Below are 12508 nucleotides of genomic sequence, written 5' to 3' on the forward strand. Positions count from 1 at the left end.
TTCCTCGAAGTGCAAGAGTTCCTCGAATTGACAGGCCGGCCTTCCGGTGTGCCGTCTGTCTGGGGCCAGTCCACGTGAAGATCTTTCAGTGCCCGTCATGCCGCCATCCTGTCTCGTTCGAGCACATCGCGTGCGCGAATTGCAGCACTGAGCTGGCGTTCGACTCCTCGCGCATCGAGATGACTAGGCTTACATCCCATCAATCTTGCCGTAACCGCGAGATCATCGGCTGCAACTGGTGTGTCGAGGGCGCGGACTGGTATTGCGGCTCGTGCCGCCTCACGCGCACAATTCCAAAAATCGGCAGCAGCAGAAACATCATGCTCTGGCGCCTTATGGAGGAAGCCAAGCGCCGTCTTCTCTATGATCTCAGTCGCCTCAAGCTTCCGCTCGCATCGCGCAACGGCGCAGAATTGGCTTTCGACATTCTTTCGGACGAGGTCGGTCCGATCGTGACGGGGCATCTCTCGGGCCTGATCACGCTCAACCTTGCGGAGGCCGACGATGTCGAACGAGAATCTCGCCGCGTGGCGTTCCGGGAGCCGTACCGCACGCTGCTCGGGCATTTCCGGCACGAGATCGGTCACTTCTATTGGGACCTGCTCGTCGACGGCACGACATTCCAGGCCCCGTTCAAGCTGATCTTCGGTGATCAGGCGCAGGACTATCAGGCCGCGATCAACTCCTATTACAGCCGCGCCGATCGTTCATACGACCGAAGCGGCTTCATCAGCGAGTACGCCACGTCCCACCCCTGGGAGGATTGGGCGGAAACGTTCGCGCATTTCCTGCATATCGTGTCGACGCTCGACTCGCTGGCAGGTTTGCCGTTGGCGCTGGACGAGCGCGCCCGGCAGACCCTGACGGATCCCTATCTCGAGAGCGACTTCGAGGCACTCCTGGCACTGTGGATGCCGCTTGCTCGCAGCATCAACGAACTCAACCGCTCGCTCGGGATGAGCGATGCATATCCCTTCGACATATCGCCGGCGGTCAAAGGCAAGCTGCATCTCGTCCATATGGCGATCAGCGCATTCCGCGCTCAGCAGAGCCTGGCGGCGTAACTTTCGCGGAGGACAGCCCCCGTTACGTCAGGAAGGTACGAATGCTGTCCGCGATTTCCTTCGCGTGCGTCTCCAGCGCGAAATGACCGGTGTCAAAGAACTGCACCAAGGCGTTCGGATTATCGCGCTTGAACGCTTCGGCGCCGGGCGGAATAAAGAATGGGTCGTTCTTGCCCCAGACCGCGAGGAACGGCGGCGTGTGCTTGCGGAAATAGTCCTGGAAGGCCGGATAGAGCGCGACGTTGCTCTTGTAGTCGCCGAACAGGTCGAGCTGCACGTCGTCCGAGCCCGGGCGCGCAAGGTAGAAATTGTCGAGGCTCTGGCCGTCCGGTGACACGGTCATCGGATCGGGGACGCCATGCGTGTACTGCCAGCGCGTCGCTTCCGGCGTGAGGAGCGCGCGTAGCGCGTCGCGATTGGCCGGCGACGGATCCTGCCAATAGGTCTTGAGCGGAGTCCAGTCGTCGCTGAGCCCTTCCTCGTAGGCGTTGCCGTTCTGTGAGATGATTGCCGTGACCCGCTCGGGGTGACTGAGCGCAAGCCGGAAACCAGTCGGCGCGCCGTAATCGAAAACGTAGACCGCGAAACGGTCGAACCCGATCATTTCGGTGAAGCGTTCGATCACGCGCGCGAAATTGTCGAACGTGTAACGGAAGCTTTTGCGCGAAGGCATGTCGGATTGGCCGAAGCCGGGAAGGTCGGGCGCCACGATATGAAACCTGTCCGCCAGCAGCGGGATGAGGTCACGAAACATGTGGCCTGCGCTGGGGAAGCCGTGCAGCAGCAGGAGTTTTGGCGCTCCGACACGACCGGCCTCGCGATAGAACACCTTGAAGCCCTCGACATCCGCGGTCCGGTACGCGATTGCGGCCATGACATTCTCCATCTTAGTAACCACTAAATTGCCTACTAAGAGGTTACGTCCCCTTACCGTAACTTGTCAACGCCGTTCTATCAGGTTATCCGAGTCCATGCTCCCGACCGGCCAAGGACCGCTCATGGACCGCCCGCCCGCCATGTTCATCGCCGACTCTCTCGGCCTCGACTTCCTCAACTCGGTGGCGACGCCGCTCGATACGCCGGTCGACTGGATCGATGATGGTCATGGCCTGATCGACTGGCTGGCGCAGGCGAAGCTGGTGCCCGCGGATGATCTGCACGCGCTGACGGCGCGCGCCACGCCGGAGGAGCTGGACAAGGTTGCGGATCAGGCGCGCGCCTTGCGCGAATGGTTCAGGGGCTTCGTGCGCAAGCATGCAGGCCGACCGCTCACGACGGATGCATTGCGCGAGCTCGATCCGTTGAACAGCCTGCTGGAGCGCGACGAAGCGTTCAGCCGGATCGAGCCGGGCCATGCCGATGGCGGCGCTCTGGCATTGCGAATGAGGCGGCGCTGGCGATCGCCGGAGGCGCTATTGCTGCCGGTTGGCGAAGCCATGGCGAAGTTCGTTTGCGACGAGGATTTTTCGAACGTCAAGGCGTGCGAGGGGCACAACTGCACCATGCTGTTCGCCGACCACACGCGCAGACGCGCGCGGCGATGGTGCATCATGGCGGTCTGCGGCAACCGCGCGAAACAGGCCGCACACCGCAGCAGGCTCAAGAGCATGCAGTGATTGGGGGGCGAGATGCTGGAATGAGCGCGGATCGAGCCCCGGTTCCGTGCCCCAAATTCCACCCAATCGACCGTCACTAAGCGCCTTTGGGGGAGGCTGCAGCCTCCCGGAGTGGGACTGCTGGACTGATGATCGATTTGAGGCGACTTCTCGCGCTGGCAGCCGTTGCGCTGCTCGCCTTGAGCACCGGGACGACCGCTGCCTCACCTGCCAAGACGAAGCCCGCCGCGGCCGCACCCGCCGCGCCGCCGCCCCCACCGTTCGAGCCATTGCCGCCGCCGAAGATCTACCTGTTCCGTGGCGCCATGGGGCCGTTCTTCTCCACCGGCATGGACCGGCTCGAAGAGAAGCTGACGCAGGCCGGCTTTTCGGCCAACGTCTATGAATTCACCATCTGCCGATGGATCGGCGATCGTGCGATCTCCAGCTACAAGGAAGCGCCGGCGCCGATCGTGCTGATGGGGCATTCGATGGGCGGGCTTTGCTCGATCGTCATCTCCGAGATGGCGGCCAAGGAGAACATCCCGATCAGCCTCGTCATCACCATCGATCCCGCGCATGCGACCGGCGACGTGCCGCTCAATGTCGAGCGCTTCATCAACATCTACCTCTCCGACAGCGTGCTTGGCGGCGGCAACGTGGTCGCGGTGCCGGGCTATCGCGGTCACTATGCGAGCTATGACCTGAAGGAGAACGCGCGGGTCAGCCACATCAACATCGAGAAGTCCGACGACATCCACCGTCAGATCGTCGACATGGTCACGCAGTTGCCGCGCATTCCGCCCCAGACGCAGGTGGATGCCGTGCCGCTGCGTTATCTCGTGCCGGCGAATACGCTGGTCGAATTGTGGGACAGTGGCGTGCGGCTACCGGTGCGCCGCGGCGACACCATGGAGAGCATCGCGGCAGCCAATCGCGTGCCGCTGTGGTCGCTGGCGCAGAGCAACTCGCTGCCGGAGAACGCGACGCTCACCCCCGGCCAGTCCATCATCGTTCCACGCCACCTGACGCCGCCGGAGCCGACAGCCGCTATGGCGAACCCGCCGCCGGGACGGCGGTAAGCAGTCAGCATCGGAGATGGTCGGGATGGGCTGATGCAGGCACCATCCCTCGCGGCACCTGTCATTCACGCATCTTGTGCCGCGGCAGCCATCTTGATGCGGGTGTCGCCAAGGAGGAGCGAGCCGTGGCGGAAGCCCGGCCCGCCGGGCGATAGGGCGCGGCGAGAAGCATCATAAACAAGGCCCTGTCAGCCGCATATTTGGCAGCGGGTCGGCCATTTTCGAAGCCGTGCATGACCAGGCGTCCTTCCGTCGTGCAGACACGCCATCGCCATGTCCTTCGACCGCACTTCTTCAGGAACACTTCGAATGTCGGGAGGTGTTCGGGCATGTCGATCACCCGTGCCGGCTTGCCGTCAGGCGCGTGGTGGCGTTCCCCATCGCCCGGCTCGGAGCCTGAAAGGTGAGCGGAAAGGCGGAGACGGCGAGCTTCTCGATCGCCGAGCGCTCCTCGGACACACGTCTCTCGATGAACCGCCGTTCGAACTCGGTCAGCTCGGTCTTGAGCAACCGCTGATAGCGGCTGATGTTGCTGCGGTGGCCGCGCAACAAGGCCAGCTCTTCATCAAGCATCATCGCAATCCCCGTTGAGCTGTCGTTGCCTAGGCTGCGAGGCCGGTTCGTTCGACGGATCGCGTGCGGACCGGCTTGCCGCCCGGAGGGCCCTTCGGATGGTGGTCGAGGCTCGCGAGCGCTTCCAGAATTTCGTCTATGGTGACGGCTTTGTCCGAGCCGGGCAGCTCCCGCAATGTCGGGCTCGAGGCGACACTGGCTGCGTCCGAAGCCCAGGACGCGAGGATCGCGCGCTTCTCGCCGATCGACAAAGTTGGATCGGCTATGACGTCGCGGGGATGATCATAGACGGAGCCAGGGTGCAATATCGCGTTCAGATCGATGATGTTGTCGGCATGATCGAGCATGAGAGGTCCTCCTCCTTTCTCTAAAACCTCTGACTTGCATTCGGGTACGCGATCGAAGGCCATGGCCCATCCCGCCCGACGATCGGGCGGGATCACCGGGTCTCCGACAGACCGAATTCAGGCGGCTTTGCCCTCGAGTTGATGCACGTTGCCGGACGGCGCGGCATTGATGGCAATTCGCCGCGGCTTCATGGCTTCAGGGATTTCTCGGACCAGTTCGATCTTGAGCAAGCCGTTCTCGAACGAGGCGCTGTGCACCTGAACATACTCGGCCAGGTTAAACTGCCGCTTGAACGGTCGCGCGGAAATGCCCCGGTAGAGATACTCGCGTTCGGTTCTGTCCGGCTTGTTTCCCTCGACGGTCACCGCATTCTGCTCGGCCGTCACCGCGACCTCGTTGGGTGAGAAACCCGCAATCGCAAGCGAAATCTGGTAGCGATCCTCGCCGAGACGTTCGATGTTGTAGGGAGGATAGTTGTCCTCGCCGGCACGCTGTGCCGTTTCAACGAGGTCGAAAAGGCGGTCGAAGCCAACGGTCGAACGCCACAAGGGAGAGAAGTCGTAAGTGCGCATAGCCAGATCCTCCAAGGAGCAAAATGGATACGAACGACACCGGACACGACCGGTGCCCGTCTCAGCTTCCCGACCCTACAGGCGTCGGGAACACCACCTCTCGGCGGCAGCGGAAAAATAAAAAAAGCCCGTTTTGGTTTCAAGAGGGGGGCTCAAAATTTTTCGGAAACCCTGGCGCCTCCCGCTGACGTAGCTCGGATTACACGTTCGATCCGTGGATCGCTTCGATCACGGCATCGGTCACGTCCTTCGTCGTCGCCTTGCCGCCGACATCGGGCGTCAGCACGCCGGCCGCGCAGACGCGCTCCACCGCCGCCATCAACCGCACCGCCGCGTCCTTCTCGCCCAGATGCTCCAGCATCTGTGCGCCGGTCCAGAACGTCGCGACCGGATTGGCGATGCCCTTGCCGGTGATGTCGAAGGCCGAGCCGTGGATCGGCTCGAACATCGAGGGGAAGCGGCGCTGCGGGTCGATATTGGCGGTTGGCGCGACGCCGAGGCTGCCCGCCAGCGCCCCGGCGAGGTCGGAGAGGATGTCGGCGTGCAAATTGGTCGCGACAATGGTGTCGAGGCTCTTCGGATGCAGCGTCATGCGCACCGTCATGGCGTCGACCAGCATCTTGTCCCAGGTCACATCGGGGAATTCGGCCGCGACTTCGGCTGCGATCTCGTCCCACATCACCATGCCATGGCGCTGCGCGTTCGACTTGGTCACCACGGTCAGGAACTTGCGCGGGCGCGACCGGGCGAGCTCGAATGCATAGCGCATGATCCGCGTCACGCCGACGCGGGTGAACACCGCGACCTCGGTGCCAACCTCTTCGGGGAGACCCCTGTGGGCGCGGCCGCCCATGCCGGCATATTCGCCCTCGGAATTCTCGCGCACGATCACCCAGTCGAGGTCGCCGACGCCGACATTGCGCAGCGGCGAGGCGACGCCCGGCAAGATCTTGGTCGGCCGCACATTGGCGTATTGGTCAAAGCCCTGGCAGATCGGCAGCCGCAGGCCCCACAGCGTGATGTGATCGGGCACGTCGGGCGCACCGACCGCGCCGAAATAGATCGCGTCGAATTTCTTGAGCTCCGCGAGACCGTCGGCCGGCATCATCACGCCGTGCTTCTTGTAATAGTGCGAACCCCAGTCGAAGGTTTTGATGTTGAAGGCGAGGTCACCGCTGCGGTTGGCCAGCGCCTCCAGCACGCGGACGCCGGCGGAGATGACCTCGGGGCCGATGCCGTCCGCGGGGATCGCTGCAATCGAATGGGTGCGCATGAAGGGCTCCGTCCAGATGTCGGTGGGGTTGCGTAACGCTAGCGAACCTAGGGGCCGGGACTCAATCCGCGCTGGTTTATACAAAAAAATGATATAATCCCGTCACAGGATCAGAGGACCGGTGGATGGAATTGCATCAGTTGCGATGCTTCGTGGCGGCGGCCGAGCAGTTGCATTTCGGCCACGCGGCGCAGCATCTCCAGATGCTGCCCTCCGCGCTGGGCCGCCAGATCAAGCTGCTGGAGCAGGATCTGGACACGCGGCTGTTCGCACGGACGACGCGTGCGGTGTCGCTGACGGAAGATGGCGCGACCCTGCTGCGTGATGCCCGTGCCATCCTCGCCCGCGTCGAGGCGGTCGAGACCAACCTGCGCAATCGCGCGCGCGCGCGGGCTGCTCGAAAACTCCGGGTCGGCGCCATCGACAGTGCCGCGGCGGGGCTGTTACCGGCGCTGCTGCGCGATTTTCGCGCAAAGCATCCCGATATCGCAGTGCAGCTCCTGGAAGAGAAGACCGTCCGGCTGCTGCCAAAGATCCTGACCGGCGCGCTCGATCTTGCCTTCGTGCGTCCACCGGCTCAGCGGGACAAGCGGCTCGAATTCCGCGATCTGCTGCAGGAAACAGCCATCGTGGCCTTCCCGCAGCGCCACGCGCTGGCCAAACGCAAGTCGATCACGCTGGCGGAGATCGCCGAGGAGGCGATGCTGGTGCCGGATCGTCGCTCGCGGCCGCACAGCCACGACCTCACGATAAGACTATTCGAGCAGGCAGGCCTCACGCCGCGCGTCGTGCAGGTCGCCGACGAGAAGCAGACCATCATCAATCTCGTCGCAACCAGGCTCGGGGTCGCGATCGTGCCGCGCTGGACCATGCGGATGGCGGTGTCAGGCGTGCGCTTCGTGCCGCTGCGGCCAAAGCAGATCGGGCCCGTCGGCCGGCTGCCGCTCGCTGCCGCATGGCTGCGCGGCTCGCGCGACCCCGCCCGCGACGCAATGCTCTCCGTGCTCGAGACGCGCCTGCGCAGCTATGCGCGCGACGCCTGAGGCGCTATGACATCGACTTGGCGAGAGGGGTGATGCGATGGCTGAACGGACAGCTTCGAACGAATTGCGGGTTGCCGTCGCGGGGCTCGGCTCGATCGGCACCAAGATCGCGACCGCGCTCGATCAGGGCATCGAGGGATTGACGCTCTCCGCCGTGGCGGTGCGCGATCCTGCAAAGCATCAGAAATTGCTCGGCAGCCTGCGTCGTCCGCCATCCCTACTGCCGCTCGACCAGCTCGGCGACGCCGCCGATATCGTGGTGGAGTGCGCGCCGAGCAGCCAACTCCGCGCGATCGTCGAGCCCGCGGTGAAACGCGGCAGGGCCGCGGTCGTTGTCAGCGTCGGTGGGCTGCTCGACAATTTTGATCTCGTCGATCTCGCCCGGGCCAATGGCGGCCGCATCCTCGTGCCGACCGGCGCGCTGATCGGGCTCGACGCCGTCAACGCCGCCGCGATCGGCACAATTCACTCGGTGAAGATGGTGACGCGCAAGCCGATCGACGGCTTGAAGGGCGCGCCGTTCATCGTCCAGAACAACATCGATATCGACAATCTGCGCGAGCCGCTCAAGCTGTTCGAGGGGACCGCGCGAGAGGCAGCGAAAGGCTTTCCGGCCAATCTCAACGTCGCGGTCGCGCTGTCGCTCGCGGGCGTCGGGCCGGATCGCACCCAGGTGCAAATCTGGGCCGACCCGACCGTGACGCGCAATGTTCATCGCATCGAGGTCGAGTCGGATTCCGCGCGCTTCTCGATGTCAATCGAGAACGTCCCCTCCGAGAATCCCAAGACCGGGTTGATCACGGCACTGTCGGTGATCGCGCTGCTCCGCAAGCAGCGCGCCACGCTTAGCGTTGGAACATAACCTTCAAGCGCCCGTCACGCGCCAGATCACGTTGCCGACGTCGTCGGCCATCAGCAGCGATTTCTTGTCGGGACCGATCACGACGCCGACCGGACGGCCGTAGGATTCTTTCTCGTCCGGCGCGAGGAAGCCGGACAGGATGTCGCGTGCTGGACCCGAAGGCTTTCCGTTCTCGAACGGGATGAACACCAGCTTGTAGCCGGACAGCGTGCTGCGATTCCACGAGCCGTGCTGGCCGATCGCCATGCCGTCGGGGAAGCCCGGCAGCGTGCCCGCGGGCATCCAGCACAGGCCGAGCGAGGCGGTGTGACCGCCGAGCGCGTAGTCAGGCGTGAGTGCCTTGGCGACCATCGCCGGATCCTGCGGCACGCGGTCATCCACCGTCTTGCCCCAGTAGCAATAGGGCCAGCCGTAGAAACCGCCATCGCGCACCGAGGTCAGGTAGTCCGGCGGCGTTTCGTCGCCGAGGCCGTCGCGCTCGTTGACGACGGTCCAGAGCACGTTGGTGCTCGGCTCCCAGGCGAGACCAACCGGGTTGCGCAGGCCGGCGGCGAAGATGCGGTGCGTACCGGCGACGAGGTCGACCTCGTAGACCGCGGCGCGGCCTTCCTCGACCTCCATGCCCATCTCGCCGATGTTGCTGAGCGAGCCGACGCCGGCATAGAGTTTCTTGCCGTCGGGGCTTGCGAGCAGGCTGCGGGTCCAGTGGCCGCTCGGCTTGAAAGTGGTGAGGCGCTTGCCCGGCGCGGTGATGCGATCGGCATTCGCCACGTACGGGAAGGCCATCACGCCGTCGGTGTTGCCGACATAGAAGGTGTCGCCGACCAGCGCCATGCCGAACGGCTGGCTGAGGTTTTCCATGAACGCGCCGCGATACTCCGCGACGCCGTCGCCATCCTTGTCGCGCAGCAGCGTGATGCGGTTGGCGCTGACGCCGAGCGCGGCGGCGCGCCGCATCGTCGCTTGCATTGCGTAGTGAAACACGGACCGCGGCGCCCCCGCGATCTGCGTCGCCTCCGCGATCAGCACGTCGCCATTGGGCAGCACCTCGATCCAGCGCGGATGGTCGAGGCCGGTCGCGAACGCATTGACCTTGAGCCCGGGTGCGACCGTCGGCTTCTGTCCTTCGCTCCAGCCCCGCGCCGTCGGCATCTTCAGTGTCGGAATGGCGCCTTGCGGTTTTGCTTCGGGAATCGCGGGCGACTGGCCCCAGGCCGGCGCAGGCACGGTGCCTGACAGCTTCCGCCATTGCAGCGCGATGCCGCCGAGAAGCGCAACGAACTGCGCAAAGATGCTGGAAAACGTCATGAGAAGCCCCTGTTTGCGGGCGCATCCAACGGGCTGGCGGGGCAGACGTCAACCTGTGCGATGGGCCGCGGGGCTCTATTCCCGTGGAATGGCAGCCGTTCGAATTTGCATGGGACGAATGCCGGCAAGCGGGGCCCGGAGATCAGTGGCCGATCTGCCGCTCTGCCCGGCGCGCCGCGCGAAAATCATCCAGATGATGGATGTTCGGCGCGAGCGCGGCCTCCCTGGACAGGAGATGATAGACACGCGCCACGGTGCGCTGCTTCTGCTTCGGCCGCCCCGGCGGCAGCGCCCGCGCCTTGCGGACGGCGGCGATCGCGTGCTCGCGAAAATAATCGTAGGCGTCGGACATGGCTCGATGCTCTGCGGTCAGTGGCAGGTATCGAGAGGCTAACGGCCTGGAGGGAAGGCAGTTCCTCTCGCTGTCGTCCGGCGAAGGCCGGGACGACAGCGAATGTGGGGCGCGTCCGCCGCTCTCAGCGCGGCGACAGGAACGGGATGATCATCGGCACGCGGCGGCAATAGGCGCCGTAGGCGTCTTCGCCGAGCTCCTTGGACAGGAACACTTCTTCCATCCGGCCCTTCTGCCACATGCCGAGCGAGATCAGGATCGCGCCGAGCATCGCGGTCACCGTGCCGACCGCGATGCCGGTCACCAGCATGCCGAGGATCAGGCCGGTGTAGATCGGATGGCGTACGATGCCGTACGGGCCGGTGTCGATGACGCGGTGGTCTTGCTTGTGGGTGATGGTGTTGGACCAGAATTGTCCGAGATGCAGCCGTCCCCACCAGGTGAAGGAGATGCCGGCCAGCACGATCAGCGCCACCACGTAGACAGCTGTATTGCTGAACACCCAGAGCGGCTTCTCGCCGAGCACTTCCGCGGTCCATGGCGTGAACAGGATGCCGCCGACCAGGATCGGGATGCGATAGCGGCCGGACTCCAGCGTCATTACCTGCTTCTGGGTGCGGCCCTGCCAGAACGAGGCGCCGACCCAGCTTGCGAGCCAGGCGAGCCAGATCAGGGCGAGCAGTTGCGTCGGCCAAGTCGTGGTCCAACCACCCCAGGCGACAGAGAGAAGCTTGCTGAAATCGAAGGACATGCGGAAAGGTTCTTTGGGTTGGGCGGCAGCTCAGCTGGCGCGCGAGGAGAGCGCGTGATGCTCGATGGCGCCGGAGGCAAGCGCGCCGCCGCGGGCGAGAAGATGGGTGATGGTTTCGCGCAGGACCGGCTCGATCGGGCGCGGCGCGTAGCCGAGTTCGGTGCGCGCCTTGCTGATCGAGAGGTCGCTCGCGGCGAGCGCAATGCGCACGCCCTCGGCGGTGCCGTTGGGCGGCCTGCGCGTGATGCGGTCAGAGAGATATTCGAGCATGATGCCGGACAGCTCGGCCATCTTGCCGGGAACGACGACCGGGAATTGCCGGCGGCCGCTCATCGCGGACATCATCCGCAGAATCTGGCCGAGCCTGACGCAGTCGCCGCCGAGGATGTAGCGCTGGCCGTTACGCCCGCGTTCCATGGTCAGCACGAGGCCCATGGCAACGTCGCGAACGTCGACGAGATTGACCGGGAAGTCGAGATGCGGCTGCACTTTCTTCTGCAGGAAGTACCACAGCATCGCAGTCGGCGGCGTCAGATTGTGGTCGGCAGCACCGATCGGCATGGTCGGGGTGCCGATCACCAGCGGAAAACCTTCAGCTGCGGCCTTCGCGGCGCAATGCTCGGCCAGCGATTTCGACCGCGTGTAGGCGCCCGGCATCGCATCGGCCGGCTGCAGCGCCTCTTCGGCGGGAACACCGTTGAGGTCGGAATAGGGGAATAGGATCGATTCCGTCGAGCAGTGCAGAAAGCGCGAGACCCCGCGCTTCATCGCGGCCGCGAGCACGATCTCGGTGCCGCGGCAATTGACGTCGTGAAAGGCCTGCTTGTCGGCGACCCACATGCCGGGCAGGCCCGCGAGGTGATAGACCTGATCGACCCCAGCAATCGCGGCATCGACCGCGGCACCGTCGAGCACCGAGCCTTGGGCATATTCAACGTCGGCATACGGCGCGGCAGGCGCACGGACGTCGAGAACACGCACCCGCTGCCCACGGGCGCGGAGCGCTTCTACAAGATGATGTCCGATGAAGCCGCTGCCACCGGTAACCAGTACGAGAGCCATGCAGTAGGTTTGCTGTTTCGCGTCTAGAACTATCGGGTTGAAAGGGAATTGGTCGGAGCAGGCGCCAGAATCGCGGCAAGGTCGCGACGGAAGCCCAATGCAATGAATAATTTTGCCATGACAAACATCGGTCCAAGCAGAAAATGCGTGGGGTGGTCGACCATCGACGGCTGCCGCTCCTCGAAAACCTTGTGACCGACGATTTGCGACGCGACGCCGAGCCCGATCAGCACCACAAAAATCGACCACATCATGACGATCGAGACCTGATTGCCAATCGCGGTTGCGACCGAAAGCAGCACGATCATCGAGGCGAGGATGCCGAGCCCGATCCCGGCGTCCAGCATCAGCCAGTAGGCCAGCACCGGCAGGGCAAGAACCATGGCCAGGCTGACCTCGATCCCGAACACCGGGAAATGGACCAGCGTCAGCGGCAGCACGGCGCCGGTGAAGAGCAGGAGGATGCCGACCACGTGCATCGCGCAGTTCCAGGGATCGCGATGATATTCGACGTAGTCGGCCAGCTGACGTTGAAAATAACTGGCCATCTCGGTCTCGTGCAGCATGGGGTCGGGCAGGGCGAAAAAAGCCTATAGCACCTGATAGGGCGGTGCACAAACCGG

At 64.2% G+C, this 12508-nt stretch carries 15 protein-coding genes; 5 read left to right on the plus strand and 10 right to left on the minus strand.

Annotated features, from left to right (window positions below; genetic code table 11):
• The first annotated feature begins 74 nt into the window (after positions 1-74).
• Complete coding sequence (locus AC0L3B_RS21075) at positions 75-1064, plus strand: zinc-binding metallopeptidase family protein (protein WP_473380978.1); 990 nt, start codon at positions 75-77, stop codon at positions 1062-1064.
• 22 nt (positions 1065-1086) lie between these two features.
• Here the strand turns inward: AC0L3B_RS21075 and AC0L3B_RS21080 are convergent, their stop codons facing one another.
• Complete coding sequence (locus AC0L3B_RS21080; protein WP_473380979.1) at positions 1087-1938, minus strand: alpha/beta fold hydrolase; 852 nt, start codon at positions 1936-1938, stop codon at positions 1087-1089.
• 124 nt (positions 1939-2062) lie between these two features.
• Between AC0L3B_RS21080 and AC0L3B_RS21085 the strand changes: the two genes are divergently transcribed.
• Together AC0L3B_RS21085 and AC0L3B_RS21090 are read left to right on the plus strand one after the other, a co-directional pair.
• Positions 2063-2680: a CGNR zinc finger domain-containing protein gene (locus AC0L3B_RS21085; protein WP_085350313.1), complete on the plus strand. Its 618-nt coding sequence runs from the start codon at positions 2063-2065 to the stop codon at positions 2678-2680.
• 128 nt (positions 2681-2808) lie between these two features.
• Positions 2809-3741: a LysM peptidoglycan-binding domain-containing protein gene (locus tag AC0L3B_RS21090; RefSeq protein ID WP_247294832.1), complete on the plus strand. Its 933-nt coding sequence runs from the start codon at positions 2809-2811 to the stop codon at positions 3739-3741.
• Between the two features lie 336 nt (positions 3742-4077).
• Here the strand turns inward: AC0L3B_RS21090 and AC0L3B_RS21095 are convergent, their stop codons facing one another.
• The 4 genes from AC0L3B_RS21095 to AC0L3B_RS21110 all read right to left on the minus strand — a co-directional run bounded on the left by AC0L3B_RS21095 (position 4078) and on the right by AC0L3B_RS21110 (position 6507).
• Positions 4078-4317: a hypothetical protein gene (locus tag AC0L3B_RS21095; RefSeq protein WP_018454273.1), complete on the minus strand. Its 240-nt coding sequence runs from the start codon at positions 4315-4317 to the stop codon at positions 4078-4080.
• A gap of 26 nt (positions 4318-4343) precedes the next feature.
• Entirely contained in the window at positions 4344-4661 is a 318-nt protein-coding gene (locus AC0L3B_RS21100; RefSeq protein WP_018454274.1) for a hypothetical protein, read from the minus strand.
• A 117-nt stretch (positions 4662-4778) separates the two neighbouring features.
• Positions 4779-5234, minus strand: coding sequence for a small heat shock protein HspD (hspD, locus tag AC0L3B_RS21105; RefSeq protein WP_018454275.1), 456 nt, complete (start codon positions 5232-5234; stop codon positions 4779-4781).
• A 199-nt stretch (positions 5235-5433) separates the two neighbouring features.
• The gene (locus tag AC0L3B_RS21110; protein WP_473380980.1) at positions 5434-6507 is read right to left on the minus strand and encodes a tartrate dehydrogenase; all 1074 of its coding nucleotides are present in this window, start codon (positions 6505-6507) and stop codon (positions 5434-5436) included.
• A 125-nt stretch (positions 6508-6632) separates the two neighbouring features.
• Here AC0L3B_RS21110 and AC0L3B_RS21115 point away from each other — a divergent pair, with 125 nt between their 5' ends.
• Positions 6633-7550, plus strand: a complete 918-nt coding sequence (locus AC0L3B_RS21115) for a LysR family transcriptional regulator (protein WP_473380981.1) — start codon at positions 6633-6635, stop codon at positions 7548-7550.
• 37 nt (positions 7551-7587) lie between these two features.
• Positions 7588-8412, plus strand: a complete 825-nt coding sequence (locus tag AC0L3B_RS21120) for an aspartate dehydrogenase (protein ID WP_085350296.1) — start codon at positions 7588-7590, stop codon at positions 8410-8412.
• Positions 8413-8415: 3 nt separating this feature from the next.
• On the opposite strand, the gene AC0L3B_RS21125 is transcribed toward AC0L3B_RS21120, so the two are convergent.
• The 5 genes from AC0L3B_RS21125 to AC0L3B_RS21145 form a co-directional block, all read right to left on the minus strand.
• Entirely contained in the window at positions 8416-9720 is a 1305-nt protein-coding gene (locus tag AC0L3B_RS21125) for a PQQ-dependent sugar dehydrogenase (protein WP_085350295.1), read from the minus strand.
• Between the two features lie 142 nt (positions 9721-9862).
• A complete protein-coding gene (locus AC0L3B_RS21130; RefSeq protein WP_018454280.1) occupies positions 9863-10072 on the minus strand; it encodes a hypothetical protein in 210 nt (69 codons plus the stop codon).
• A gap of 124 nt (positions 10073-10196) precedes the next feature.
• Positions 10197-10823 (minus strand): methyltransferase family protein, encoded by a 627-nt coding sequence (locus tag AC0L3B_RS21135; protein WP_007600907.1) that lies wholly within the window; start codon positions 10821-10823, stop codon positions 10197-10199.
• A 30-nt stretch (positions 10824-10853) separates the two neighbouring features.
• Positions 10854-11885, minus strand: a complete 1032-nt coding sequence (locus AC0L3B_RS21140; protein ID WP_018454281.1) for an NAD-dependent epimerase/dehydratase family protein — start codon at positions 11883-11885, stop codon at positions 10854-10856.
• Positions 11886-11914: 29 nt separating this feature from the next.
• A complete protein-coding gene (locus AC0L3B_RS21145; RefSeq protein WP_018454282.1) occupies positions 11915-12451 on the minus strand; it encodes an Mpo1 family 2-hydroxy fatty acid dioxygenase in 537 nt (178 codons plus the stop codon).
• Positions 12452-12508: the final 57 nt, after the last annotated feature.

The sequence above is a fragment of the Bradyrhizobium sp. Kon56 genome, from assembly GCF_055807635.1.